Below are 26,231 nucleotides of genomic sequence, written 5' to 3' on the forward strand. Positions count from 1 at the left end.
CGTCGCCGTGACTCGGTCACGGCTCTTTCGACGACCTGACGCCCGGGCAGACGTCTGTTCACTTTCGTCTCACTCCTCGTCAACCTGTCTCACTAGCCGAGACATGCCTTCCGAGAGGTCGTCATTCCGATGCGTCAACCGTCCGCCATAGCGCGCCGTATGGCCGTGGCATCCGTCAGCCTGGTCGTGGCAGCGGGCGCCGCCGCCTGCGGGCCGAAGGACAACGATGCCAACGGCTCCGGTGGCGACTCCACGCCGCACAAGGGCGGCACGCTCACGGTCCTGAACTCCCAGCCCCAGTCGGACTTCGACCCCGCTCGCCTCTACACCTCCGGCGGCGGAAACGTGCCCTCCCTGGTCTTCCGTACGCTCACCACCCGCAACCGCGCGAACGGCGCCGCCGGCGCCAAGGTCGTCCCCGACCTGGCGACCGACACCGGGCGCCCCAGCGAGAACGCGACCGTGTGGACATACACCTTGAAGAAGGGCCTCAAGTACGAGGACGGGACCGCGATCACGTCCGCCGACATCAAGTACGGCATCGAGCGCTCCTTCGCTCCCGAACTCTCCGGCGGCGCGCCCTACCTGCGGGACTGGCTGGTGGGCGCGGCCGACTACCAGGGGCCGTACAAGGACAAGAAGGGGCTCTCGGCGATCGAGACGCCGGACAGCCGCACGATCGTCTTCCATCTGAACAAGCCCGAGGGCGAGTTCCCGTACCTGGCCACGCAGACGCAGTTCACGCCTGTCCCGAAGGCCAAGGACACGGGCACCAAGTACGAGGAGCACCCGATCTCGTCCGGCCCCTACAAGGTCGTGAAGAACGAGAACGACGGTGAGCACCTGGTGCTGGAGCGCAACACGTACTGGTCCTCGGCCGTCGACGACCAGCGCAAGGCCTACCCGGACACCGTCGACGTGCGTTCCGGGCTCGACTCCTCCGTGATCAACCAGCGGCTGTCGGCGTCCCAGGGCGCGGACGCTGCCGCCGCGACGACGGACACCAACCTGGGTCCGGCCGAACTCGCCAAGGTGACCGGCGACAAGGACCTGGCCGCGCGGGTCGGCACCGGCCACTTCGGCTACACGAACTACGTCGCGTTCAACCCGACGGTCAAGCCGTTCGACAACGCCAAGGTGCGACAGGCGATCTCGTACGCCATCGACCGGTCGTCCGTGATCAACGCGGCAGGCGGCAGCGCGCTCGCCGAGGCCGCGACCACCTTCCTGCCGAACCAGAAGTCCTTCGGCTACACGCCGTACGACCTGTTCCCGTCGGGCGAGACCGGCAACGCGGCCAAGGCCAAGGAGGTGCTGAAGGAGGCCGGTTACCCGAACGGGCTCACCGTGACCCTGACCCACTCCAACAGCAAGGACTTCGAGACCAGCCCTGAGATCGCGACCGCTGTCCAGGACGCGCTCAAGAAGGCCGGCATCACGGTCAAGCTTCAGGGCCTGGAGGAGAACGACTACAAGGACAAGATCCACAGCGTCAAGACGGAGCCGGGCTTCTTCCTCGCCCACTGGGGTGCCGACTGGCCGTCCGGCGGTCCCTTCCTCGCCCCGATCTTCGACGGCCGGCAGATCGTCAAGGATGGAGCGAACTTCAACACGGGTCTGCTCAACGATGCTTCGGTCAATGCCGAGATTGACGCGATCAACAAGTTGACCGATCTTGACGCGGCCGCCAAGCGGTGGGGCGCACTGGACAAGAAGATCGCCGGGCAGGCGCTGACCGTGCCGCTGTTCCACCCCGTCTACAAGCGACTGGTCGGCAAGGACATCAGGAACGTCGTGATCAGCGACTGGACCGGTGTCCTGGACATCTCCCAGGTCGCGGTGAAGTAGCGCCGTGAGCGAGGCACTTGTCGCCGCCGAGGTCCCTGAGGCGCTCGCCTCGGGGACCTCGGGGGCCCGTCAGTTCTGGCGGCGGCTGCGCACCCGGCGCGCCGCCCTCGTCGCGGCGGCCGTCGTCGCGCTGCTCGTCCTGGTCGCGCTCGCGGCGCCCCTGCTCACCGCGATCGAGGGTCAGGACCCGACCACCTACCACCCGTCCCTGGTCGACTCCGCGCGCGGAGGCGTGCCGGTCGGCTCCTTCGGAGGCATCGGCGCCGGCCACTGGCTGGGCGTGGAGCCGCAGACCGGGCGGGATCTCTTCGCCCGTCTGGTGTACGGCGCCCGGGTCTCCCTGGGTGTCGCGCTGGCGGCGACCGTGATCCAGGTCCTCCTCGGGCTCCTCGTCGGGATGGCGGCCGCGCTCGGCAGTGGATGGGTTGATCAACTGTTGAGCCGGTTCACCGACATCTTCGTCGCGATGCCCTTGATGGTCATGTCACTGGCGCTGCTCGCGATCGTCCCGCAGAGTTTCCCGCGGCCCGTCCTGGTCACCCTCGTCATCGGGTTCATCGCCTGGGGCAACATCGCGAAGATCGTGCGTGCCCAGACGCTCACCCTGAAGGGGCTCGACTACGTCGCCGCCGCGCGGCTCAGCGGTTGGGGCACCTGGCGCGTCGCCCGTCGTGAGCTCCTGCCCGGGCTGGCCGCGCCGGTCATCACGTACGCATCCATCTTGATCCCGGTCAACATCAGTACCGAGGCGGCCCTGTCGTTCCTCGGTGTCGGCGTGAAGCCGCCGACGCCGTCCTGGGGGCAGATGCTCAGCGCCGCCGACGTCTGGTACCAGGCGGCCCCGCAGTACCTGCTGCTCCCGGCCGGCGCGCTCTTCGTGACCGTCCTCGCGCTGACCGTCCTCGGCGACGGCGTCCGCATCGCCCTCGACCCGCGCGCCGCGTCCCGGCTGAGCATCGGCACGGGGCGCAAGCGGGAGGCCAGGGCCACCGGGTCCGCCGGGTCCGTGACGCCCACCGCGTCCACCGTGTCCGCCGCGTCCACCGTGTCCGCCGGGGCCGTGACGCCCACCGGGTCCGTCGGCTCCGGCACGTCCACCGGGTCCGCTGGGGCCGCGACGTCCGCCGGGCCCGCCGGCTCCGGCACGTCTACCGCGGCCGTCGGCTCCGGCACGTCCGCCGGGTCCGGCGGCTCCGCCGTGTCCACCGGGTCCGCTGGGGCCGTGACGTCCGCCGGGTCCGCCGGCTCCGCCGTGTCCACCGGGTCCGCTGGGGCCGTGACGTCCGCCGGGCCCGCCGACTCCGGCACGTCCACCGCGTCCGCCGACTCCGGCACGTCCACCGCGTCCGCCGACTCCGGCACGTCCACCGGGTCCGTCGAGGAGGGGTCCGCATGAGCGGCTTCGGTGGGTTCCTGGTCCGCCGCGCCATCGGCATCGTCGTGACCCTGCTGGCCATCTCGGTCATCGTCTACGTCGTCTTCTACGCCACCCCCGGCAACGTCGCCCAGATCACCTGCGGCCCGCGCTGCTCCCCGGAGCAGGTGCACCAGGTGGCCCAGCAACTACGGCTCGACGATCCCCTGTACGTGCGCTACTGGCACTTCCTGGAGGGCCTGCTCGTCGGCCAGGACTACTCGACCGGCACCTCCGTGGAGCACTGCTCGGCGCCCTGCCTCGGGCTCTCCTACCAGACCGACCAGCAGGTGCTGAGCATCATCCTCACCAAGCTCCCGGTCAGCCTCTCGCTCGTCCTCGGCGCGATGGTGCTCTGGCTCGTCCTGGGCGTCGGCACCGGCGTGCTCTCCGCCTGGCGGCGCGGCCGGTTCACCGAACGCGTCCTGACCACCCTCACGCTGGCCGGCTGGGCCACCCCGGTCTTCGTCATCGGCCTCGTGCTGATGATCGTCGTCTGCGGCGAACTGCAACTGCTGCCCTTCCCGCAGTACGTCGACTTCACCGACGATCCCGAACAATGGGCGTGGAACCTGCTGCTGCCGTGGCTGTCCCTGGCTCTCGTCGAGGCCGCCTCCTTCGCCCGGCTGACCCGGTCGTCGATGCTGGAGACGCTGGCCGAGGACCACATCCGCACCTTCCGCGCGTACGGCGTCGGGGAGCGGGCGATCGTCGGCCGGCACGCCCTGCGTGGGGCGTTCGCGCCGGTCATCGCGCTGAACGCCAACAACGTCGGCTCGGCCGTCGGCGGCGCGGTGCTCACCGAGACGCTGTTCGGACTGCCCGGCATCGGCCAGGAGCTCGTCCACGCCGTCAACGTGGTCGACCTGCCCGTCGTCGTCGGAATGGTCCTGGTCATCGGCTTCTTTGTGGTCATCGCCAACGCCGTCGCGGACGTGCTCTACGCGGTGGCCGACCGACGGGTGGTACTGACGTGAGTCTCGTCCAAGTCACGGATCTGACCGTGGAGTTCGGCGACCTGCGGGCCGTGGACGGGCTCTCCTTCGGCCTGGCGGCGGGCGCCGCCCTGGCGCTGGTCGGCGAGTCCGGTTCCGGCAAGTCCACCGTCGCCTCGGCCCTGCTCGGGCTGCATCGCGGCACGGGCGCACGGGTCGGCGGCACGATCGAGGTCGCCGGCACCGACGTACAGGCGGCTTCCGACGAGGAACTGCGGCGGCTGCGCGGCGCGAAGGCGGCGATGGTCTTCCAGGACCCGCTGTCGTCCCTCGACCCGTACTACGCGGTCGGCGACCAGATCGCCGAGGTGTACCGCGTGCACACGCGCGTGTCGCGACGTGCCGCACGCGCGCGTGCCGTGGAGGTTCTGGACCGGGTGGGCATCCCTGACGCCCCGCGCCGTTCCCGGTCCCGCCCGCACGAGTTCAGCGGGGGCATGCGGCAGCGCGCGCTGATCGCCATGGCGCTCGCCCGCGAGCCCGACCTGCTGATCGCCGACGAGCCCACCACGGCCCTCGACGTGACCGTCCAGGCCCAGATCCTGGACCTGCTGCACACCCTGCGCGCGGAGACCGGCATGGGGCTGCTGCTTGTCACCCACGACGTGGGCGTCGCCGCCGAGAGCGTCGACCGGGTGCTCGTCATGCGGCACGGGCGCGTGGTCGAGCAGGGCCCGGTCGCCGGTGTGCTCGGGGCGCCCGCGCAGCCGTACACGCGCGAACTGCTCTGGGCCGTCCCGCGCGTGGACGCGGTGCGCGCGCCCTCACAGGCGTCGGAGGAGGTCGTGCTGGAGGCGTCAGGGCTGCGGCGCGAATTCGGCCGCGGCAGGAGGGCGTTCGCGGCCGTGGACGATGTCTCGCTGACCGTCCGTCGGGGCGAGACCCTCGGCATCGTCGGCGAGAGCGGCAGCGGCAAGACGACGCTCGGCCGGATGCTGGTCGGGCTGCTGGAGCCGACGGCGGGGGAGGTCCGTTACGAGGGGCACGCGCGCGTGGGCGTGCGGCCGGCCGTCCAGATGGTGTTCCAGGATCCGGTGTCGTCCCTCAACCCCCGGCGCACTGTGGGGGAATCGGTAGCCGATCCGCTCCGCGCGCGTGGAGAGCGTGACGGGAGGCGCATCCGGGGGCGCGTGATCGAACTTCTGGAGCGCGTGGGGCTCGAAGGGGCGCATTACGAGCGCTATCCGCACGAGTTCAGCGGTGGTCAGCGCCAGCGCGTGGGCATCGCGCGGGCGCTCGCGGCCGACCCGCGCGTGATCGTCTGCGACGAGCCGGTCTCCGCGCTGGACGTCACCACCCAGGCCCAGGTGGTCGCCCTGCTGGGCGAACTCCAGCGCGAACTCGACCTCGCGCTCGTCTTCGTCGCCCACGACCTCGCCGTGGTCCGCCAGGTCAGTGACCGGGTCGCGGTGATGCGGCGCGGCCGGATCGTCGAGACCGGGCCCGCCGACGAGGTCTACGACAACCCACAGGACCCGTACACCCGGCAGCTTCTGGCCGCCGTACCCGCCCTCGACCCGGAGGCCGCGGCCCGGCGACGGGCGGCCCGGCGGGAACTGGCGTCGGCGTGACGTTTCTCCTGGTCCTGGGGCTGTCCTGATGTGACGTTTCGCTGTCGACTGATCTCATAGCGCGACCGAACGCGACCCGCACGGGAAAGTTACGACCGTTCACCCCTTTTGGTGGCGCGATGGACAACCGTCCGTCGCGCCACCGCCTTGTCCGCATACGTTCGTCCCGCTGCGAGCCATCGAGGCAACGGTGGCTCCCCATACGGGAGATCGATCGGGGGTGCACACGTGCGCATCGGACTGCTTACGGAGGGTGGCTATCCGTATGTGAGCGGTGACGCCAGACTCTGGTGCGACCGGCTCGTGCGCGGGCTCGGGCAGCACGAGTTCGACCTCTACGCGCTCAGCCGCAGCAGGCGCCAGGAGGACGAGGGCTGGCTGCCACTGCCGCCACACGTCAGCCGGGTACGGACCGCACCCCTGTGGACCGCCGAGGAGGACGGGGTCGGGTACGGCCGGCGTGCACGCCGGCGCTTCGCCGAGTGCTATGGGGAACTGGCGGGGGTGCTGTGCGCCGGTCCGGGCATCGCCGGCTCCGCCGGTCCGGGCGGCCTGGACGGCTCAGGCGGTGCGGACGGCTCCGCTGCCGACCCCGGCCATCTGGCGGACCGTTTCGGCGGCGCGCTCTACGGACTCGCTGAACTCGCCCGTGACGAGGGCGGACTGGTCGGCGCGCTCCGCTCCGACACCGCCGTGCGCACACTGGAGCATGCCTGCCGCGCACCCGGCGCGCTCGGTACGGCGCGCGACGCGCGCGTGCCGGATCTCCTGGCCGTCGCCGCGCACCTCGAACGCACCCTGCGCCCCCTCTCACTCGACTGGTACGGCGACGACGGCCTCGGCGCAGCCGACCTCTGCCACGCCACCGCCGGCGGCCCGGCCGCCCTGCCGGGCCTGCTCGCCCGCCACTTCTCCGACGTGCCGCTGCTGGTCACCGAGTACGGCGTGCAACTGCGCTCGCACTACCTCGCCTCCGGCCCCGACGCGGCCACCCCGGCCGTGCGCGCCCTGCTCGCAGCCTTCCACGGCCGGCTCGCCGCCGAGGTCTACGCCCGCGCCGCGATCATCACCCCCGGCAACGCGCACGCCCGCCGCTGGCAGGAGCGCTGCGGCGCCGACCGCGCCCGCATCCGTACCGTCCACCCGGGCATGGAGGCCTCCCGCTTCGCCGAGGTCGGCGAGGCGCCGGACCGGGCCGACCCGGACACGCTCGTGTGGGTCGGCCGCATAGAGCCGTCCAAGGATCTGGTGTCGCTGCTGCACGCCTTCGCGGAGGTCCGCAAGGAGGAGCCCAAGGCGCGGCTACGGGTGGTGGGCGCACCGGCGGGAGCGGAGGGCGAGGCCTACCTGGGCCACTGCAAGGCACTCGCCGCCCAGCTCTTCCCGGACGAGGCCGAGGGGGTGCACGCCGTCGGCGACAACCCGGTCGCCTTCGAGGAGATCGGCGGCCCGGAGGCACCGACCCTCACCGACGCCTACGCCTCCGGGGCCGTCGTCGTCCTCTCCAGCGTCGTCGAGGGTTTCCCGGTCGGCCTGGTCGAAGCGATGTTCTGCGCCCGCGCGACCGTCTCCACCGACGTCGGCGCCGTGGTGGAGGTCATCGGCGGCACCGGTCTCGTCGTACCCCCGCGCAATCCGCGGGCGCTCGCGGAGGCGTGCGTGGCGCTGCTGCGCGACCCCGAGCGCCGTGAGCGCCTCGGAGCTGCCGCGCGCGCCCGGGCGCTCGAACTGTTCACCGTCGAGCAGAACATCGCGGCATTTCACGGCATTTACCTGGAGATCGTCTCGCACTGTCCGGTGCGTCGGGTCGTCCTCGACGAGGCCGGCGAGCCCCTGCCGTTCGCCGCTCCGGCCGAGGCCCATGTCCCCGGCCGCTGGACCGGCCCCACGGCCCGCGTCGTGGACCGGGACGGCCCCGGCTGGGCCCTGGGCGCCCCACTGCGGCCGACCCCGGTACGGGCCATCCCGCTCGCGGCCACGGAGGGCGTCCTGTGAACCGCGACGAGGACGGCACCGTGAACGGCGGTCTGGGCGAGCTGGACCGGCCCGGGCGCCCCGGCGGCGCCGACGCCTGGGACACGCGGTCGGAGGAATGGCTCCCGGGCGTGGCCGGGGGCGGCTCGGAGGAAGCACTGTCCGGGAGCGGGTCGCCGAGGCCGGTTGCGATGTCCGGCGGGGGCTTCACGGGCGGCATGGCGACCGCCAAGGACACCGCGGGCAGCCGCAGATCCACCCCACGTCGGGGCGGCGCCGACCCCGTGAAAGCGCTGATGCACCGCCACCGCGCGCTCTGCGAGCGTGCCGTCGACCCGCTGGAGATCGCGGCCGGCCTGGAAGCACACGGCGTCACCGACCGGACCGCCGCCCGCTTCCGGCACCGTGACGTCTTCTCACTCGCCGAGGAGCTCTACGCGCGCGTGCCCCGCGACGGCGACCGGCGCCCGCGCCCGGAACCGGCGCCCGCGTCCCGCGTGCGCGCCGACTGGGCGCTGCTCACGCTGCTGCCGGGCGCGGTCGGCGTGGGGGTGGTGACCGGCGTACGGCTCACCGAGGGCCGCCCGCGTCTCCTGGTGGCGGCCGCCGGCGTGCTCGCCCTCGCCCTGGCCGCAGGTCTGACCCTGCGCCGTGGCCCCCTGGCCGTGCCCGCGCGCACCCTCGCCCGGCACACCATGACCGGCACGCGCGTGTGGACCTGCTGGCTCCTCGCCTACGCCCTCCTCGGCAACGGCCTCCTGCGTGCCGTCCTGGACGGCGGCCCCGACGGCCTCCCGACCGGCGCCGCGCACGGCCCCTGGCCGGTGACCACCGCGCCCGTACTCGCCCTCGCCGTGTCCTGCGCCCCGGCGGCCTGGAGCGCCCACCTCTTCACGGCGGGCGCCCGCCGCAGACTCACGGGCAGCCGTGGCCTGGAGGAGTTCACCGGGGCCGTACAGCCGCTGCTGCTCGGCACGTTCGCCCTCTACCTGGGTGTCCTGACCGCCCTGCTCGCCCTGTGCGGCGCGGCCCTGGGCGAACCCGCCGGCTACCCGGAGGCCATCACCCTCGGCGCCCTCCTCCTGCTCGCCCGCCTCCTCGCCGTCCACAACATCCCGCAGGGCCCCGCCCTCGCCCTCGCCGCCGCCACCGAAGCGGCCGCCGTGGGCCTGGTCCTCGCCGGCCGGCTGCCCGGCTGCGCCTTCCTGGCGGCCCCCGTCGACGCCCTGGCCGACGCGTGGGGCGCGGGCGGCGTCCCCGCGCTCGTCTGCGGCGCCGCCGCCCTGGCGCTGCTGCTCCAGGCGACCCGCACCCTCACCCGGGCCTCGGCCCACGCGCCGACGGGAGACCCGGAGTGAGCAGAGCCGCCGTTCTCTTCGTCTGCCTCGCCGTGCCGTCCCGGCGGCAGGCATCCGGCACCCCGCCGGAGGCAACCGCATCACCCCTTGAAGGAGACCACCAGATGACCACCTCCCGACCCGGACCCGGAGCGTCCGGAACCACCGGAGTCGCCGGAGCGCACACCCCGGGAGCCAAGCGATGAGGGTTCTGCTGATCGGAGCCAACGGATACCTCGGCCGCTTCGTCGCCGACCGGCTGCTCGCCGACCCGGCCGTCCAGCTCACCGCGCTCGGCCGCGGTGACGACGCCGACGTCCGCTTCGACCTCGCCACCGGCAGCCCCGGCGCGCTCACCCGCTTCCTCGACGCGGTCCACCCGGGCGTCATCGTGAACTGCGCCGGCGCCACCCGCGGCGGTGCCAGGGAACTCACCCGGCACAACACCGTCGCCGTCGCCACCGTCTGCGAGGCCCTGCGCCGCAGCGGCTGCGGCGCCCGCCTGGTGCAGATCGGCTGCAGCTCCGAGTACGGCCCGAGCCAGCCCGGCTCCTCCACGGCCGAGGACGCCGTACCGCGCCCCGGCGGCCCGTACGGCGTCAGCAAGCTCGCCGCCACCGAACTGGTCCTCGGGTCGGGCCTGGACGCGGTCGTCCTGCGCGTCTTCTCGCCCGCCGGGCCCGGCACCCCGGCCGGTTCCCCGCTCGGCCGCCTCGCCGAAGCCATGCGCCGCGCCATGCAGTCCGGCGACGGCGAACTCAAACTCGGCGGCCTCGGCGCCCAACGCGACTTCATCGACGTACGCGATGTCGCCCGCGCCGTCCACGCGGCCTCGCTCTCCGCCGCCCAGGGCGTCATCAACATCGGCTCCGGCCGCGCCATCCGTCTGCGCGACGCCGCCGGAGTCCTCGCCCGGGTCGCCGGATACGGCGGCGCCCTGCACGAACTCGACGGCCCGCCCGGCCCGCTGCGCGGCCCCATCGGCCACCCCCGCCTGGACCCCGACCACGCGGCCCCGGTCGCGTACCCGTACCCGGACGGCTGCGGCAGCTGGCAGCAGGCCGACGTGCGCTGCGCCCGCGACCGCCTCGGCTGGCGACCCCGTATCAACCTCGAAGAGTCCCTCGCGGACATCTGGATGGAGGCGGCATGCCGCATCTGACCAGTACCAGGGCGGGCGCCGCGACCACCGGCGTCCGCACCGCCTTCGGCATCCCCGGCTACGCCCACCCCCTCCTCGCCCCGGCGCAGTGGGCCGAACTCACCCGCCCGGGCACCCCTCTGCACTGGGTCGTCCTCAATGTGGCGAACGGCCCCGGCAGCCGCCCCGACCCGCACTGCCTGGAGTCGGCCGGCCGGCTCCGCAACGCGGGCGTCCGTGTCCTCGGCCACCTGGACACCACCTACGGCGCCCGCCCCCAGGGCGACCTGATCTCCGATGCCCACCGCTACTGCGACTGGTATCGCGTCGACGGCTTCGTGCTGAACCGCTGTCCCAGCGAGCGCAGCGCGCTCCCCGGGATCCGCCGCGCCGTCGCCGCGCTCCGCACCATCGGCGACGACCCCCACATCGTCCTCGGCCACGGCACCCACCCCCACCCGGGCTACGCCGAGAACGCCGACCAACTGGTGACCTTCGCCGGCCCATGGAGCGACTACCGCTGGTCCCATGTCGCCGAGTGGACCGCGGACTACCCGCCGGACCGCTTCTGCCACTTCGTGCACAGCGTGCCCCGCGGCCACCTCGACGAGGCACTGCGCATAGCCCGCTGGCAGGGCGCCGCCACCATCTACTTCACCGACCGCACAGATCACGGCGGCCGCGTGGACCCCTGGGAGAACATGCCCGGCTACTGGGACGAGATCGTCTCGCGGGTCGGGACGGGTGTCTCGGAATGATGACGGCCGTGGCAGTGTTACAGGGAGAACAACTGTAGTGATTGACCGATCAACGGAGTCCCCGTGTCGCTGCCACCCCTGGTCGAGCCAGCCTCTGAGCTCACCGTAGACGAGGTCCGCAGGTACTCCCGCCACCTGATCATCCCCGACGTCGGGATGGACGGGCAGAAGCGGCTGAAGAACGCCAAGGTGCTCTGTGTGGGCGCCGGCGGCCTGGGTTCGCCGGCGCTGATGTACCTCGCCGCGGCCGGTGTCGGCACCCTCGGCATCGTGGAGTTCGACGAGGTCGACGAGTCGAACCTGCAGCGCCAGATCATCCACAGCCAGGCCGACATCGGCCGCTCCAAGGCCGAGTCCGCCCGTGACACCGTCAAGGGCATCAACCCGTACGTGAACGTGATCCTTCACGAAGAGCGGCTCGAGGCCGAGAACGTGATGGACATCTTCAGCCAGTACGACCTGATCGTCGACGGCACGGACAACTTCGCGACCCGCTACCTGGTGAACGACGCCTGCGTGCTGCTCAACAAGCCGTACGTCTGGGGCTCGATCTACCGCTTCGACGGCCAGGCCTCGGTCTTCTGGTCCGAGTACGGCCCCTGCTACCGCTGCCTCTACCCGGAGCCCCCGCCGCCGGGCATGGTCCCCTCCTGCGCCGAGGGCGGCGTGCTGGGCGTGCTGTGCGCGTCCATCGGCTCCATCCAGGTCACCGAGGCCATCAAGGTCCTCACCGGCACCGGTGAGCCGCTCGTCGGCCGCCTGATGATCTACGACGCCCTGGAGATGCAGTACCGCCAGGTCAAGGTCCGCAAGGACCCGAACTGCGCGGTCTGCGGCGAGAACCCGACCGTCACCGAGCTCATCGACTACGAGGCCTTCTGTGGCGTCGTCTCCGAGGAGGCCCAGCAGGCGGCCGCCGGCTCGACGATCACTCCCAAGCAGCTCAAGGAGTGGATCGACGACGGCGAGAACATCGAGATCATCGACGTCCGGGAGCCGAACGAGTACGAGATCGTCTCCATCCCGGGCGCCAAGCTGATCCCGAAGAACGAGTTCCTTCTCGGTACCGCCCTGGAGGGCCTGCCCCAGGACAAGAAGATCGTCCTGCACTGCAAGACGGGTGTCCGCAGTGCGGAAGTCCTCGCGGTCCTGAAGTCCGCGGGCTTCGCGGACGCCGTCCACGTCGGCGGCGGCGTGATCGGCTGGGTCAACCAGATCGAGCCGGAGAAGCCGGTCTACTGAGGTCGGTCTCCGCGGTGGGCGGGGGCTTCGGGTGCGGCAGGCGCCCGGAGCCCCCGCCTCTGTCATGAGCAGACCTTGCCGTCCTTCGGGACCGAGCCGTTCAGCAGATAGGCGTTCACCGTCGAGTCCACGCAGTCGCTCCCGCTGCCGTAGGCGACGTGGCCCTCGCCCTTCCAGGTCAGCTCGATGCCGACACCCTTGCCCAGCTCGTCCGCCATCTTCCGGGCGCCCTCGTACGGGGTCGCCGGGTCGCCGGTGTTGCCGACCAGCAGGATCGGTGCCGCGCCCGGGGCGCTCACCTCGGGGGTGTCGTACTCCCCGGCCACCGGCCAGTCGTGGCACCAGCCGGCCGTGTCCCAGCCCAGGAAGTCGCCGAAGACGGGCGAGATCTTCTCGAACTCGGGCAGCAGTTCCTTCGTCCGGGCGGGCGTGGGCCGCTGCTTTTCGTCCAGGCACGATATGACCCGCTGGGAGTGGGTGGTCGTGCCGTAGTGCCCGGAGGGGTCACGTTCGTTGTACTGGTCCGCGAGCGACAGCAGCTCCGAGCCGTCGCCGTCCTCGGCCGCCTGGAGCGCGCTGGTCAGCGTGGGCCAGCTGTCCTTGCTGTACAGCGGCAGGACGATACCGGTGACCGCGAGGGTCTGGGTCAGCTTCCGCCCGGAGGACGTCGGGAGCGGCTTTGCGTCGAGCTTCTTCAGCAGGTCCACGATCTTCTGCGAACCCTGCTCCGGGTCCTGCCCGGTGGACTTGAGGTAGTCGTCCAGAGCCCGTTGGAAGCCCTGGGCCTGGTTCTTCGCGTGTCCGACCGAGTCCGCGGTAGGGTCGACCACCGCGTCCAGGATCAGCCGTCCCACCTTCTTCGGGAACAAGTGGGCGTACACGCCGCCCAGTTCGGTGCCGTACGAGATTCCGAAATAGTGCATCTTCGTATCACCGAGAACCTGGCGCATCAGGTCCATGTCCCGGGCCGTGTCGGTCGTCGAGACATGCGCGATCAGCTCGCCGACCGCCGTCTCGCAGCCCTTGCCGACGGCGGCGGCGTCTTGGAAGTACGCCTGCTCCTCCGCCGTCGTGTCCGGCGTGGCGTCGATCGACTCGGCGGACTGGATGTCCTTGTCGCCGCGACACCGGATCCCCTCACTGGCGCCCACCCCGCGCGGATCCCAGCTCACCAGGTCGTACCGCTCGCGCAGCGTGGAGACGGTGGTGGCATAGTACGGCATCATCGAGACGCCCGAAGCGCCCGGGCCGCCGAAGTTGAACAACAGCGAACCGATCCGCTTGCCCGAACCCCGGCTCGCCTTCGCCCGGATCAGCGCCAGCGCTATGGTCTTCCCGTCCGGCTTCGCCCAGTCCAGCGGCACCTTGAGCGTCGCGCACCGCCACTCCCCACCGGGCGCGACGGAGTCCGAAGTGGCTTGGCAGCGGCCCCAGTCGAGCTTCTGGGAGGTGAGGGAGGAGGGCAGAGCGGCAGAGGCGGCCGAGGCGGCAGAAGAAGGTGCCGGCTGCTCGGACCGTGTCTTCCCTTCGTCCCCGCCCCCGCCGGACGACCCACCGCCGCACCCGGCCACGAGCAACCCGGCGGCAACAGCGGCCGCCCACCGTACAAAACGCAACATGCGCCCACACCCCCCTCACAGGCTCTCCGCAGGTTCGTCGCGGAAAGCGGTCAGGTCATAGTAGGCGGATCGAGCACAGGCCGTTGCGGCCTGTGGATAACCCTTTGACCTGCGGTTTCTTGACGCTCCGGAGGCCGGCGCGACTCTTCCGCCCCCGCTCTCACGAACAGACCGCGCCGGCCTTCGGTACCTTCCCGTCCAGCAAGTAGCCGTTCACGGCAGACTGCACGCACTTGTTCTTGCTGTCGTAGGCCCCATGCCCCTGCCCCTTGTACGTCAGCTCCACCCCGACGCCCTGCCCCAGCGACTCCACCATCTTCTTCGCACCCTCGTACGGTGTGGCCGGGTCACCCGTGTTGCCCACGACCAGGATCGGCGCCGACCCCGGCGCGCTGACGTCGGGATGGTCGGCGGCGCCGGGCACCGCCCAGTTCGTGCAGCTGACCATGCCCCACGCGAGGTAGTCGCCGAACAGCGGGGAGGCGGCGCGGAATTCGGGCAGTCTCTGCTGGACGTAGTCGGCGGTGTACCGCGGCTTCTCGTCGGCGCAGTTGATGGCGATGTTCGCCGCCGTGATGTTGCTGTACTCGCCGTTCGGGCTGCGGCCGTTCATCGAGTCGGACAGCAGCATCAGGATCTTCCCGTCGCCGTCGTACGCCTCTTCGAGTCCCTCGGTGAGGTACTCCCAGAAGTCCTTGGAGTACAGGGACTGGGCGATGCCGTTGGTGGCGGCGGTCTGGGTCAGCCGGCGGGGGAGGATGCCGGGGATCGGCTTCTTGTCGAGGTCCGCGAGGAGCTTGGCGATACGGTCCTTCACGTCCTGCGGGGTGTCGCCGATCGGGCACTCGGTCTTCTTGGACGTGCAGTCCTCGGCGAAGTTGTCGAGCGCGAGCTGGAACCCCTTGGCCTGCCCCAACGAGCTCTGCTCGGGGTTCTGGGTGGGGTCGACGACGGCGTCGAAGACGGCCCGGCCCACGTTCTTCGGGAACAAGTGGGCGTAGACACCGCCGAGTTGGGTGCCGTAGGAGATGCCGAAGTAGTGCAGCTGTTTGTCACCGAGGACCTGGCGCATGAGGTCCATGTCCCGGGCCGCGTCGGTGGTGGGTACGTGCGGCAGGATCGTCTTGGAGTTCTTCTCGCAGGCGGCGTTGAACTGTTCGGTGCGGTTGATCAGCTGGGTGCGCTCGGCGCTGGTGTCGGGCGTTGCGTCCTGCTGGAAGTAGTTGTCGAGCTGGGAGTCGTTCTCGCACTCGACGGGGTCGCTGCGGCCGACTCCGCGCGGATCGAAGCTGACGAGGTCGTAGCGGGTGCGCAGGGCCGCGTAGTCGTCCGCGAACGCGGGGAGCGTGGTGACGCCGCTGCCGCCGGGCCCGCCGAAGTTGAAGACGAGGGAACCGATCCGTTTGCTCGCGTCGCCGCTGGCCCTGGCACGGATCAGCGCGAGACCGATGGTGTCGCCCTTCGGCTTCGACCAGTCCAGGGGTGCCTTCATGGTGGCGCACTGCCAGGCGCCGCCGCCGGGCAGCGGCGAGGGGGCGTCGCCACCGCCCTCGGCCTCGTCGGGGGCCGGGCAGTCCTTCCAGTTCAGCTTCTGTGCCGCCAGATCCCCGTCCTTGGAGCCGTCGCCGCACCCGGTCAGCAGGGAGGACAGCACCAGGGCGGAGGTCAGGGCGGCGACACGGATCCGGAAGGGGTTCGGCATGCTCCCATCCTGAGGTCGCGCGCGGCCACGCGCGCGGGGCGCGAGCCGTACGAGGTACGACCCCGGTACGGCCGTGACGCCTCGCGCCCTCGTGCCTAGAGCGCGTCCTTGCGGGACAGGTGGTTGAAGACCAGCCACCCGGGCAGGACCGGCAGCCACAGGGTCAGCAGCCGGTACAGCAGGACGGCGGGGGCCGCGACCTCCTTGGGGAGGCCGACGGCGATCAGGCCGACGGTCAGGGTCGCCTCGACCGCTCCGACACCGCCCGGGGTCGGCGCCGCCGAGCCGAGCGCGTTCCCGGCGAGGAAGACGACGGCGACGCTGGCGATGCTGAGCGAGGTCGACTGGTCGCCGAACGCGCGGATGGAGGCGTCCAGGCACATCACGAAGCAGGCGGTCAGCAGCAGCATGCCGCCGATGCCGGTGATGAGCTTCTGCGGCCGCTGGAGCACGTCCAGCATGCGGGGCACGACCCCCGCGAAAAGCGACCGCACGCGCGTGGCGACGAATTTCCGCAGGAACGGCACCGAGGTCACCACGAGGACGAGTACGGCGACGGTCAGCAGGCCCGCGATGACGGTGCGGGACGGCGACAGCGACGGGGTCTTCTCGGTGCCCGTCAGATAGCCGAAGGACAGCAGCATCAGGATGTGACAGCCGAGCCCGAACAGCTGCGAGGCGCCGACGCTCGCGACCGCGAGCCCGGGGCGCACGCCCGCGCGCTGCAGGAACCGTGTGTTGAGGGCGACACCGCCGACCGCCGCGGGCGCCACGATCTTCACGAACGACCCGGCGACCTGCGCCGCCACGGTCCGCACGAACGGCACCCGCTCGGGCACGAACCCGAGCAGTGCCATCGCGGCGGCGACGTAACTGACCGCCGAGAACAGCACCGCGGCGATCACCCAGCCCCACTGGGCGTTCGCGACCAGGGGGCCGAACTCGATGTGGGTGAGCTGGGTCAGCAGGTAGTACGCGCCGATCGCGCCGGCGATGAGGCTGATCAGCGTGCGTGGCCGCACCCGCTCCAGGCGGGCCGGTTCGACGGGCGCCTGCGGCCTGATCCTCAGCACCTGGTGCCGGATCTGGGTGAGCAGATCCTCCTCGCGGGCCTCTTCCAGCGCGTCGTCCAGAGCCCGCTTCTCGGCCCGCTGCTCGGCGCGCACCGTCTTCTTGTCGGGCTTCTCGGCCTCCTCCGCGCGGGCCTGCTTGGCCTGCCGGGACGCCTCCAGGACCGCGTCGCGTTCGCGTTGGGCGCGCTCTCTGGCCAGTCTTCGCAGCGTCGCGCGCGTGGAGCGGGTGAGCGCGATCGGCTGGAGCATGGGCAGACAGTCGGCGACGGCGTCGGGACCGAGGACGCCGACCGCCGAGGCCACCGCCCGCTCGGCGCCGACCCGCAGACCCAGCGTGGTGACCAGCTGGGCGACGTCCATGCGCAGCAGCAGCTCGCCGGCCGCGATCTCGCCGCCGCGCAGGTCCGTGAGGATCACCTTGCCGGAACGATCCACCAGGATGGCGTCACCCGCGAGCCTGCGGTGCGCGATCCGGCGCGACTGCAACGCCTGTACCTGGTGCCAGGTGTTGCGCAGCAGTTCGTCGGTGATCTCCTCGTCGGCCAGCGAGTCGAGCGTGCGGCCGCCGGTGTGCTCGTAGATGAGCATCACGGCGTCGGGGCCCAGCTCGGAGGTGGCGATCAGCTTGGGCGCGTTGGCGCCGGCCGCGATCGCCGCGTACGCCAGCAGCGCCTCCTGCTCCAGGGCCTGGCGCAGCGACTGGAGGCTGGAGCGGGTGGCGAAGCCGCGCAGGGTCAGGTTGCGCCAGGCGCGGTAGAAGAAGCCCTGCGCCTGCTGTTCCCGGTCGACGACCGTGACGTCCAGCGGCGGGCCGTCCTCCAGGGTGACGAAGTAGCGCCGGCCCCGGTCGCCGTTCTCGGTGTCCAGGGCCTCCTCGCGGGCCGCGCCGACCGGGTGGAAGCCGACGTGCCGCAGGCCGGCCAGCAGGGTCCGGCCGGTGGGGCGGACGTTGGGGGAGCCGACCGCGTAGAGCGTGCCGTAGGCGACGGTCCAGCCGATCAGTACGGTGAGGATGATCGAGAACGGTGTCGTGTAGCCGGTGACGAGCATGGAGAAGGCGTCGAGCAGCAGCACGATCCACAGGACCGCGCGCCATCTCGGCCGCCGGGACATGCCGACGGCCGTCATGTAGGCGATGACGGGCGCGAGGTAGCCGTGCACCGGGTCGGTGAGGGCGTGGATGTCACCGGGGGAGGGCTGGGTGAGCGCCTCCTGGATGGACTCCGGGGCGGCGCGCGCGACCCACAGGTCGGTGGCGAGGGTCACACCGTGCGCGAGGACGGCCGCGAGCACGCCGTCGGCGATGCGCAGCCCGTCCCGCTTGATCAGCCGCTCGATCGCGAACGCGACCGGCACCAGCAGGATCGCGATGCTGGAGGCCAGTCCCGCGATCCTGATCAGCAGGTCGGGGGCCTGTCCGGTGCCCTTGTTGATGTCCTGTTCGAGTCCGGAGGTGGTGCCGTGCGCGAACGCGGCGATGCCGAGCAGCAGGGCGATGGCGAGCACGCCGGCCAGGAGGCGCATGAGGTCGGAGGGGCGGTGCACGCGCGCGGGGAGCAGCGGTTCGTCGCCCTCCACCTCGTCCGTGTGGGTCTCGTCCGGCACGTGTTCCGCCTCGGGGGCGTCGGGGTCGGCGACGGGGGCCGGGTGTCCGGCGTCCGGCTCCACGGCGTCCGGACGCGTGGATTCCGGACCTGCGGTGCCGGATTCCGCGGCGTCCGGGCGGGCGGCGGCGTCAGAGGTGCCCGCCGCTCCGTCGGGGTGCACGCCCTGCTGCTCGCTCGTCTCTTCTTGATCTCGTATCACCAGTCACCGCCCGCACGATGGTGGCATGCCCCACCGACACACGAGGGCATCAGGGTGCAGATGCGGGGGCGCACATTCTGCCCCAAGCGCCGCCCGAGGGCGAGGCGGAGGCCTGACGCGCGCCACAGGGGTTGTCGGTGGGATGCGGCAGGATGGGGCGAATGAGCGAGCAGAGCCTTCCCGAGGACACCCGAGAGGGGTACGCGGACGAGCTGCCCGAGTACGCCGAGCGGGTCCTGGAGGTCGCCGAGCGGATCCCGCCCGGTCGGGTGATGACGTACGGCGACGTCGCGGAGTGGCTGGAGGAGGGAGGGCCGCGCCAGGTGGGGCGGGTGATGTCCCTCTACGGCGGCTCCGTCCCCTGGTGGCGTGTGGTGCGCGCCGACGGGGTGCTGCTGCCGGGGCACGAGCTGGGCGCCCTGGACCACTACCGCGCCGAGGGCACTCCGCTGAAGGAGGCGGGCAGGGCCGCGGAGGGTCACCTGCCGCGGCTCGACATGAAGCGGGCGCGGTGGGACGGCGGCGCGGACGCGGGGGCTCACACCTGACAGCTTCCGCCATCCGAGGCCCTCGGGGGGAGCCAGTGGCCCGTTCGAGGGACACCCGGGACGTCCGTGGCATGACGTACGTTCGTGGGATGTGGGGCGCGCGTGCCACGAGTGCCGCCCGAGGCGGATGGGAAGAAGCGGAAGCTCTGCTTCGGTGCGGTTCGTCGGCGTAGCGTCGGCTGCACGTGTCCCCCTCACCCCGCGGTCACCACACTGCCCGCACGCCCGCGAGCCAACCAGCACACCCACCAGGACCGGCGAACCACGTGAGCTCCTCTTCCTCCACCAGGCGCCTGTCGCACCTCCCGGTGCGACAGGGGACCCGTGGCGCTTACCGACTGGTGCGTACGCCGCCGGCCGATGGGGATCCCCCTCCTCTGGACGCCGCACAGCGCGCCGTGGTTGACCACGGGCACGGCCCGCTGCTCGTCCTTGCAGGTCCCGGCACCGGGAAGACCACCACCCTGGTGGAGTCGGTGGCCGCGCGGATCGCCCGTGGCGGCGACCCCGAGCGGATCCTGGTGCTGACGTTCAGCCGCAAGGCCGCCGTCGAACTGCGCGACCGCATGGCCCTGCGCGTCGGCGCGGCCCGTGCGCCCCGGGCGACCACCTTTCACTCGTACTGCTACGCCCTGGTCCGCGCCCACCAGGACAGCGGCCTGTTCGTCGACCCGTTGCGGCTGCTGTCCGGTCCCGAGCAGGACGTCACCGTCCGCGAGCTGCTGGCCGGCCAGGCCGAGCTGGAGCGGCTCGGGCTCGACCCCGTGCGCTGGCCGGACGAACTGCGTGCCTGCCTGACCACCCGGGGTTTCGCCGACGAGGTCCGCGCGGTTCTCGCCCGCAGCCGCGAACTGGGCCTGGACCCCGCCGCCCTGGACGCCTTCGCGCGCCGTATCGGCCGCCCCGACTGGCGGGCCGCGGCCGCCTTCCTCGCCGAGTATCTCGACGTCCTCGACCTCCAGGGCGTCCTCGACTACGCCGAACTCGTGCACCGCGCGGTGCTGCTCGCCCAGCGCCCCGAGGTCGCCCTGGACCTGGCCGGCCGCTACGACGCCGTGTACGTCGACGAGTACCAGGACACCGACCCGGCGCAGGTGCGGCTGCTGCACGCCCTGGCAGGCGGCGGCCGCACCCTGGTCGCGTTCGGCGACCCGGACCAGTCGATCTACACGTTCCGGGGCGCCGACGTGAACGGCATCCTGGACTTCCCGTCGGCCTTCGCGCGCGGGGACGGCCGTTCCGCCCCGGTCCAGGTACTGCGTACCTCCCGCCGCTCCGGCGCCGGCCTGCTGGCCGCGACCCGCCTGCTGACCCAGCGGATGCCGCTGACCCGGCTGCCCGCCGACAAGGTGCGCGCCCACCGCGACCTGACAGCCGCGCGGGACGGCGGCAGCGTCGAGGTCTACACGTACCCGACGTCCGGCACCGAGCTGGACAACATCGCCGACATCCTCCGGCGCGCGCACCTGGAGGACGGCGTCCGCTGGAGCGACATGGCCGTCCTGGTGCGCGCCGGGTCCGGCACCATCCCGACGGTCCGCCGCGCCCTCACCACGGCCGGCGTGCCCCTGGACATCGACGGCGACGACGTTGCGCTGCGCCACGAACCGGCGGTCGCACCCCTGCTGACGGCGCTCCGGGCGGTGGCGGAGGCGGAAGCGGCACGCCCTGGTCCGGACGAGGGCACGGCAGCGGCCCCCTGCTGGCTCGGCACCGAGACCGCGCTCACCCTGCTCACCTCCCCTCTCGCCGGCATGGACCCGGCCGACCTGCGCCGCCTCGGCCGGGCCCTGCGCGACGAGGAGCGGGCGGCCGGCAACGCGCTGCCGCCGCCCTCGGACGACCTGCTCGCGCGGGCGCTCGCCGAACCCGAGCGCCTGGCCGTCCACGACCCCGGATACGCGCGCGGGGCGCAGCGGCTCGGCGCACTGCTCAGGAAGGCCCGGGAGCGCCTGGCGGGCGGCGGTACGGCCGAGGAGGCGCTGTGGGACCTGTGGAACGGCACCCCGTGGCCCTCGCGACTGGAGCGCACCGCCCGGCGCGGCGGCGCGGCCGGCCGCAACGCCGACCGTGACCTGGACGCCGTGTGCGCGCTGTTCGTCACCGCCGCCCGCGCGGAGGAGCGCAGCGGCGGCCGGGGCGCGCTGAACTTCCTGGCCGAGATCGAGGCCGAGGACATCGCCGCCGACACTCTCGCCGGGCGTGCGGTACGCCCCGACGCCGTCCGCCTGCTGACCGCGCACCGCTCCAAGGGTCTGGAGTGGCGCCTGGTCGTCGTCGCCGGCGTCCAGGAGGGCCTGTGGCCCGATCTGCGCCGCCGCGGCTCGCTCCTGGAGGCGGACCGCATCGGCCGCGACGGACTCGCCGAACCACTCACCCCGGGCGCACTCCTCGCCGAGGAGCGCCGTCTGTTCTACGTCGCCGCCACGCGCGCGCGGGAACGCCTCGTCGTCACCGCCGTGAAGGCCCCCGCGGACGACGGCGACCAGCCCTCCCGGTTCCTCACCGAGCTGGGCGCCGAACCCCAGGACGTCACCGGCCGGCCCCGCCGCCCGCTCTCCGTGGCAGCCCTGGTCGCCGAGCTGCGCGCGACCACGGTCGACCCGCGCGCCTCCGACGCGCTGCGGGAGGCAGCCGCCCGGCGTCTGGCCCGGCTGGCCGCGCTCGCCGACGAGGACGGCCGCCCCCTGGTGCCCTCCGCCCACCCCTACCGTTGGTGGGGCATGTTCGAGCCGACCGAGAGCAAGGTGCCGCTACGCGACCGCGACCAGCCCGTAGTGCTCTCCGGCAGTGCTCTCGACCAGCTCGCCAACACCTGCAGCCTGCAGTGGTTCCTGGGCCGCGAGGTGAAGGCCGACGCGCCCGCCACCACCGCCCAGGGCTTCGGCAACGTCGTGCACGTCCTGGCCGACGAGGTCGCCTCCGGACGCACCCCCGCCGACCTCGCCGTCCTCATGGAGCGCCTGGAGTCGGTGTGGAACGCGCTCGCCTTCGACGCCCCCTGGAAGTCGGCCCAGGAGAAGGACAACGCGCGCGTGGCGCTCGAACGCTTCCTGAAGTGGCACGTCCTGGACCGCACCGCACGCACTCCCGTGGCCAGCGAGCAGGACTTCGATGTCAGCCTCGAAGCGGGCGACTACGAGGTGCGTATCCGCGGCCAGATGGACCGTGTGGAGACGGACGGCGAGGGCCGCGCGTACGTCGTCGACTTCAAGACCGGCAAGCAGGCCCCGAGCGCGGCAGAGGTGGCCCGGCATCCGCAGCTCGCCGTCTACCAGCTCGCGGTCCGCGAGGGCGCCGTGGACGAGGCCTTCGACGGCGTACGCCCCGAGCCCGGCGGTGCCGAGCTGGTCCACCTCCGGCAGGGCGCCGCCCAGCGCGACGGCGGTGAGACCCTGCCCAAGGTGCAGGCCCAGGAGCCGCTGGAGGGCGAGTGGGTCGGCGACCTGCTGGCCACCGCCGCCGGAAAGGTCCTCGACGAACGCTTCACGCCGACCACCGGCCAGCACTGCACGCACTGCGCCTTCCGGGCGTCGTGCAGTGCGCGGCCCGAGGGACGTCACGTGGTCGAGTGACGTACGACGCCTGTCCCACCGTTGTCAGTGGTCACCGTTAGCCTCGACGCCATGCCCGCCCGTATTACCGACCCCGAGCAGCTCAAAGAGCTCCTCGGCATCCCGTTCACCCCGGAGCAGACGGCCGCCGTCATCGCGCCGCCCGCCCCGCAGGTGATCGTGGCCGGAGCCGGGTCGGGCAAGACGACGGTGATGGCGGCCCGCGTCGTCTGGCTGGTCGGCACCGGACAGGTGGCCCCGGAGCAGGTCCTCGGTCTGACCTTCACCAACAAGGCGGCCGGCGAACTCGCCGAACGCGTCCGCAAGGCGCTCGTCAAGGCTGGCGTCACCGACCCCGACGCCCTCCCGTCGCCCGACCACCACCCCTCAACGACAGCGCTTCGCGCCGGCCCCTTCCGGCCGGACCCGGACAACCCGCCCGGCGAGCCGGCCATCTCGACGTACCACGCCTTCGCGGGCCGTCTGCTGACCGACCACGGCCTGCGCATCGGCCTGGAGCCGGCCTCCCGGCTGCTCGCCGACGCCACCCGCTACCAGCTCGCCGCGCGCGTGCTGCGCGAGGCACCCGGCCCCTACCCGGCCCTCACCCGCTCCTTCGCCGACCTGGTCAGCGACCTGCTCACCCTCGACTCCGAACTCGCCGAACACCTCGTACGCCCCGAGGACCTGCGGACCTGGGACGCCGGCCTGCTGAACACCCTGGCAGGCGTCAAGCTCGGCAACGCCGACCTGCGCAAGGTCCCCGAGACGGCCGCCGCCCGCCGTGAACTGGCCGAGCTCGTCCTGCGCTACCGGACCGCCAAACGCGAGCGGGACCTGCTCGACTTCGGCGACCAGATCGCGCTGTCCGCCGCGCTGGCCGACATCCCCGAGGTGGGCCGGCTGCTGCGCGACGAGTTCCGTGTCGTACTCCTCGACGAGTACCAGGACACCTCGGTGGCCCAACGGGTGCTCCTGGCAGGCCTGTTCGGCGGCGGCACCGGCCATCCCGTGACCGCCGTCGGCGACCCCTGCCAGGCCATCTACGGCTGGCGTGGCGCCTCCGTCGCCAACCTGGACGACTTCCCCGAGCACTTCGCGCACGCCGACGGGAGCCCCGCCACCCGTCAGGCGCTCAGCGAGAACCGCCGTAGCGGCGGCCGCCTCCTCGACCTCGCCAACGGCCTCGCCGAGCCGCTGCGCGTCATGCACGCGGGCGTGGCGGCCCTCCGCCCGGCCCCGGGCGCGGAACTCGACGGCATGGTCCGCTGCGCCCTGCTGCGCACCCACGCCGACGAGATGGACTGGATCGCCGACTCCGTCGCCCACCTCGTCCGCACCGGCACGGCACCCGGCGAGATCGCGGTCCTGTGCCGTACGGCGACCGACTTCGCGGAGATCCAGGGTGCCCTCGTCGCGCGCGACATCCCCGTCGAGGTGGTCGGCCTCTCCGGGCTGCTGCACCTGCCCGAGGTGGCCGATCTCGTCGCCGTCTGCGAGGTGCTCCAGGACCCCGGAGCCAACGCCTCCCTGGTCCGGCTGCTGACCGGCCCGCGCTGGCGCATCGGCCCCCGCGACCTCGCCCTCCTCGGCCGCCGCGCCCGGCTGCTGGTGTCCCACGCGCGCGTGGGCGACGCCGACGACCCGGACCGCAGGCTCGCCGAGGCCGTCGAGGGGGTCGACCCGGCCGAGGTGATATCGCTCGCGGACGCCCTGGACACGTTCCTGGAGCTGCCGATGGACACCGAGCAGCGGGACGACGGCCTGCCGTTCTCGCCGGACGCGCGCGTGCGCTTCGCCCGTCTGGCCACCGAACTGCGCGAGCTGCGCCGCTCCCTGTCCGATCCGCTGATGGACGTCCTGCACCGCGTCCTCGCGGTCACCGGCCTGGAGGTGGAACTGTCCGCGTCCCCGCACGCGCTGGCCGCCCGCCGCCGCGAGACGCTCTCCAACTTCCTGGATGTCGCCGCCTCCTTCGCGGCCGGCGACCAGGAGGCGACCCTGCTCGCCTTCCTCGGCTTCCTGCGCACCGCCGCCCAGTACGAGAAGGGCCTCGACAACGCCCTGCCAGGCGGCGAGAACACCGTCAAGGTGCTCACCGCGCACAGGTCCAAGGGCCTGGAGTGGGACGTCGTCGTCGTCCCCGGGCTGGTCAAGGGCGCCTTCCCGAGCAGCCAGGGCCGCGAGAAGTGGACCGCCCAGGCCAAGGTCCTCCCGCACGCCCTGCGCGGCGACACCGACACCCTGCCCGATGTCGAGGCCTGGGACTCGCGGGGCATGAAAGCCTTCCACGAGGCCATGAAGGACCACCAGCACACCGAGGAACTCCGCCTCGGCTACGTCACCTTCACCCGCCCCCGCTCCCTGCTCCTCGGCTCCGGCCACTGGTGGGGCCCCAGCCAGAAGAAACCGCGCGGCCCCTCCGACTTCCTCAAGGCCCTGTACGACCACTGCGCCACCGGGCAGGGCGAGATCGAGGCCTGGGCCGACGAACCGGAGGAGGACGAGGAGAACCCGGCCCTGCACACCGCCAGTGCCGACCAGGTGTGGCCGCTGCCCCTCGACGAGGCAGCCCTGGCCCGTCGCCGCGCGGCCGCCGAGACCGTCCTCGCCCACCTGGACGCGCTCACGACAGGGGAGGACGGCCTCTCCGCGGCCGGTCATGACCCCGCCACCCACGAGGACCCGGAGTGGCCCCCGCCGCCCGACGACGAGGAGCCCGACCCGTACGAGGACGACCTCCCGGACGAGGACTCCGCCGACTGGGAGGCCTGGAGCGCCGACCGCCCCACGGTCCCGCACCAGGCCACGCCCGCCGAGCGCACGCCGGAGCACGAAGGCGCCCAAGACCAGGAACACGAACGCGTCCCGGAACCTGGGCACCCGCGTGTGCCGGATACCGAGCGCACCCTCCTCACCGCAGAGGAGGCCCGCGCCATCGCCTCCTGGGACCGCGACCTCGACGCCCTCACCGGCGAGCTGCTGCGCGCCCGCCGGAGCGTCACCGACGTACCCCTGCCGGCCACTCTCTCCGCCACCCAGCTGATGCGGCTGGCCGAGGACCCGGACGGGCTCGCCCAGGATCTCGCGCGCCCCATGCCGCGCCCTCCGCAACCGGCCGCACGCCGGGGCACCCGCTTCCACGCCTGGGTCGAGGCGCGCTTCGAAGAGCTCACCCTGCCCATGCTGGAGCCCGACGAGCTGCCCGGAAGCGACGCAGAGATCGCCGACGACCGCGACCTCGAAGCCCTCAAGGAGGCCTTCGAACGCACCGAGTACGCCCATCGCACGCCCTACCGCGTCGAGGCACCCTTCCAGCTCGCTCTCGCCGGCCGGGTCGTACGGGGCCGCATCGACGCCGTATACAAGAGCGGGCACGGGGACGAGTCGACGTACGAGATCGTCGACTGGAAGACCAGCCGCACCCGGTCCGCCGACCCGCTCCAGCTCGCGATCTACCGGATCGGCTGGGCCGAGCAGCAGGGCGTGCCGCCCGAATCGGTCACGGTCGCGTTCGTGCACGTCCGCACCGGTGAGGTGGAACGGCCGGACGGGCTGCCGGACCGTGCCGCCCTCGAAAGGCTGATCGTCGGACAAGCTGAGTGTGACGAACCGCCCGCCGAGGATGTCGGTGCGGGCCGATAGGCTC

General features: G+C 72.4%; 14 protein-coding genes and 1 pseudogene. 12 read left to right on the forward strand and 3 right to left on the reverse strand.

Going from position 1 to position 26,231, the window contains the following annotated elements:
* The first annotated feature begins 129 nt into the window (after positions 1 to 129).
* The 9 genes and pseudogenes from ABTY98_RS06745 to moeZ all read left to right on the forward strand — a co-directional run bounded on the left by ABTY98_RS06745 (position 130) and on the right by moeZ (position 12,280).
* A complete protein-coding gene (locus tag ABTY98_RS06745; protein WP_352219784.1) occupies positions 130 to 1,848 on the forward strand; it encodes an ABC transporter substrate-binding protein in 1,719 nt (572 codons plus the stop codon).
* A gap of 4 nt (positions 1,849 to 1,852) precedes the next feature.
* A pseudogene (locus tag ABTY98_RS06750) lies at positions 1,853 to 2,840 on the forward strand (ABC transporter permease); the annotation flags it as partial.
* Positions 2,841 to 3,240: 400 nt separating this feature from the next.
* Positions 3,241 to 4,239 (forward strand): ABC transporter permease, encoded by a 999-nt coding sequence (locus ABTY98_RS06755; RefSeq protein ID WP_352219785.1) that lies wholly within the window; start codon positions 3,241 to 3,243, stop codon positions 4,237 to 4,239.
* Positions 4,236 to 5,828, forward strand: coding sequence for a dipeptide ABC transporter ATP-binding protein (locus tag ABTY98_RS06760; protein ID WP_352219786.1), 1,593 nt, complete (start codon positions 4,236 to 4,238; stop codon positions 5,826 to 5,828). Before ABTY98_RS06755 ends, ABTY98_RS06760 begins: the two co-directional genes overlap by 4 nt.
* 228 nt (positions 5,829 to 6,056) lie before the next feature.
* The gene (locus tag ABTY98_RS06765) at positions 6,057 to 7,823 is read left to right on the forward strand and encodes a DUF3492 domain-containing protein (RefSeq protein WP_352219787.1); all 1,767 of its coding nucleotides are present in this window, start codon (positions 6,057 to 6,059) and stop codon (positions 7,821 to 7,823) included.
* 263 nt (positions 7,824 to 8,086) lie between these two features.
* Positions 8,087 to 9,160: a hypothetical protein gene (locus tag ABTY98_RS06770; RefSeq protein WP_502994165.1), complete on the forward strand. Its 1,074-nt coding sequence runs from the start codon at positions 8,087 to 8,089 to the stop codon at positions 9,158 to 9,160.
* Positions 9,161 to 9,341: 181 nt separating this feature from the next.
* Positions 9,342 to 10,301, forward strand: a complete 960-nt coding sequence (locus ABTY98_RS06775) for an NAD-dependent epimerase/dehydratase family protein (protein WP_352219789.1) — start codon at positions 9,342 to 9,344, stop codon at positions 10,299 to 10,301.
* Positions 10,289 to 11,038, forward strand: a complete 750-nt coding sequence (locus ABTY98_RS06780) for a spherulation-specific family 4 protein (RefSeq protein ID WP_352219790.1) — start codon at positions 10,289 to 10,291, stop codon at positions 11,036 to 11,038. The genes ABTY98_RS06775 and ABTY98_RS06780 overlap by 13 nt, the downstream gene beginning before the upstream one ends.
* A 63-nt stretch (positions 11,039 to 11,101) precedes the next feature.
* Positions 11,102 to 12,280 carry an adenylyltransferase/sulfurtransferase MoeZ gene (gene moeZ, locus ABTY98_RS06785; RefSeq protein WP_352219791.1) on the forward strand — a complete coding sequence of 393 codons (1,179 nt, stop codon included), beginning with the start codon at positions 11,102 to 11,104 and terminating at the stop codon, positions 12,278 to 12,280.
* A 62-nt stretch (positions 12,281 to 12,342) separates the two neighbouring features.
* On the opposite strand, the gene ABTY98_RS06790 is transcribed toward moeZ, so the two are convergent.
* From ABTY98_RS06790 to ABTY98_RS06800, 3 genes are all read right to left on the reverse strand, one after another.
* Complete coding sequence (locus tag ABTY98_RS06790) at positions 12,343 to 13,899, reverse strand: alpha/beta hydrolase (RefSeq protein ID WP_352219792.1); 1,557 nt, start codon at positions 13,897 to 13,899, stop codon at positions 12,343 to 12,345.
* Positions 13,900 to 14,059: 160 nt separating this feature from the next.
* The gene (locus tag ABTY98_RS06795) at positions 14,060 to 15,601 is read right to left on the reverse strand and encodes an alpha/beta hydrolase (RefSeq protein ID WP_352219793.1); all 1,542 of its coding nucleotides are present in this window, start codon (positions 15,599 to 15,601) and stop codon (positions 14,060 to 14,062) included.
* A 95-nt stretch (positions 15,602 to 15,696) separates the two neighbouring features.
* A complete protein-coding gene (locus ABTY98_RS06800) occupies positions 15,697 to 18,480 on the reverse strand; it encodes a lysylphosphatidylglycerol synthase domain-containing protein (protein WP_352219794.1) in 2,784 nt (927 codons plus the stop codon).
* A gap of 161 nt (positions 18,481 to 18,641) precedes the next feature.
* On the opposite strand from ABTY98_RS06800, the gene ABTY98_RS06805 reads away from it, so the two are divergent.
* The 3 genes from ABTY98_RS06805 to ABTY98_RS06815 all read left to right on the forward strand — a co-directional run bounded on the left by ABTY98_RS06805 (position 18,642) and on the right by ABTY98_RS06815 (position 26,227).
* Positions 18,642 to 19,028 (forward strand): MGMT family protein, encoded by a 387-nt coding sequence (locus tag ABTY98_RS06805; protein WP_352219795.1) that lies wholly within the window; start codon positions 18,642 to 18,644, stop codon positions 19,026 to 19,028.
* 266 nt (positions 19,029 to 19,294) lie between these two features.
* The gene (locus ABTY98_RS06810) at positions 19,295 to 22,603 is read left to right on the forward strand and encodes an ATP-dependent helicase (RefSeq protein WP_352219796.1); all 3,309 of its coding nucleotides are present in this window, start codon (positions 19,295 to 19,297) and stop codon (positions 22,601 to 22,603) included.
* Positions 22,604 to 22,654: 51 nt separating this feature from the next.
* A complete protein-coding gene (locus tag ABTY98_RS06815; protein WP_352219797.1) occupies positions 22,655 to 26,227 on the forward strand; it encodes an ATP-dependent helicase in 3,573 nt (1,190 codons plus the stop codon).
* The last annotated feature ends 4 nt before the right edge of the window (positions 26,228 to 26,231 follow it).

This window comes from Streptomyces sp. NPDC096040 (assembly GCF_040303265.1).
Lineage (GTDB): Bacteria > Actinomycetota > Actinomycetes > Streptomycetales > Streptomycetaceae > Streptomyces.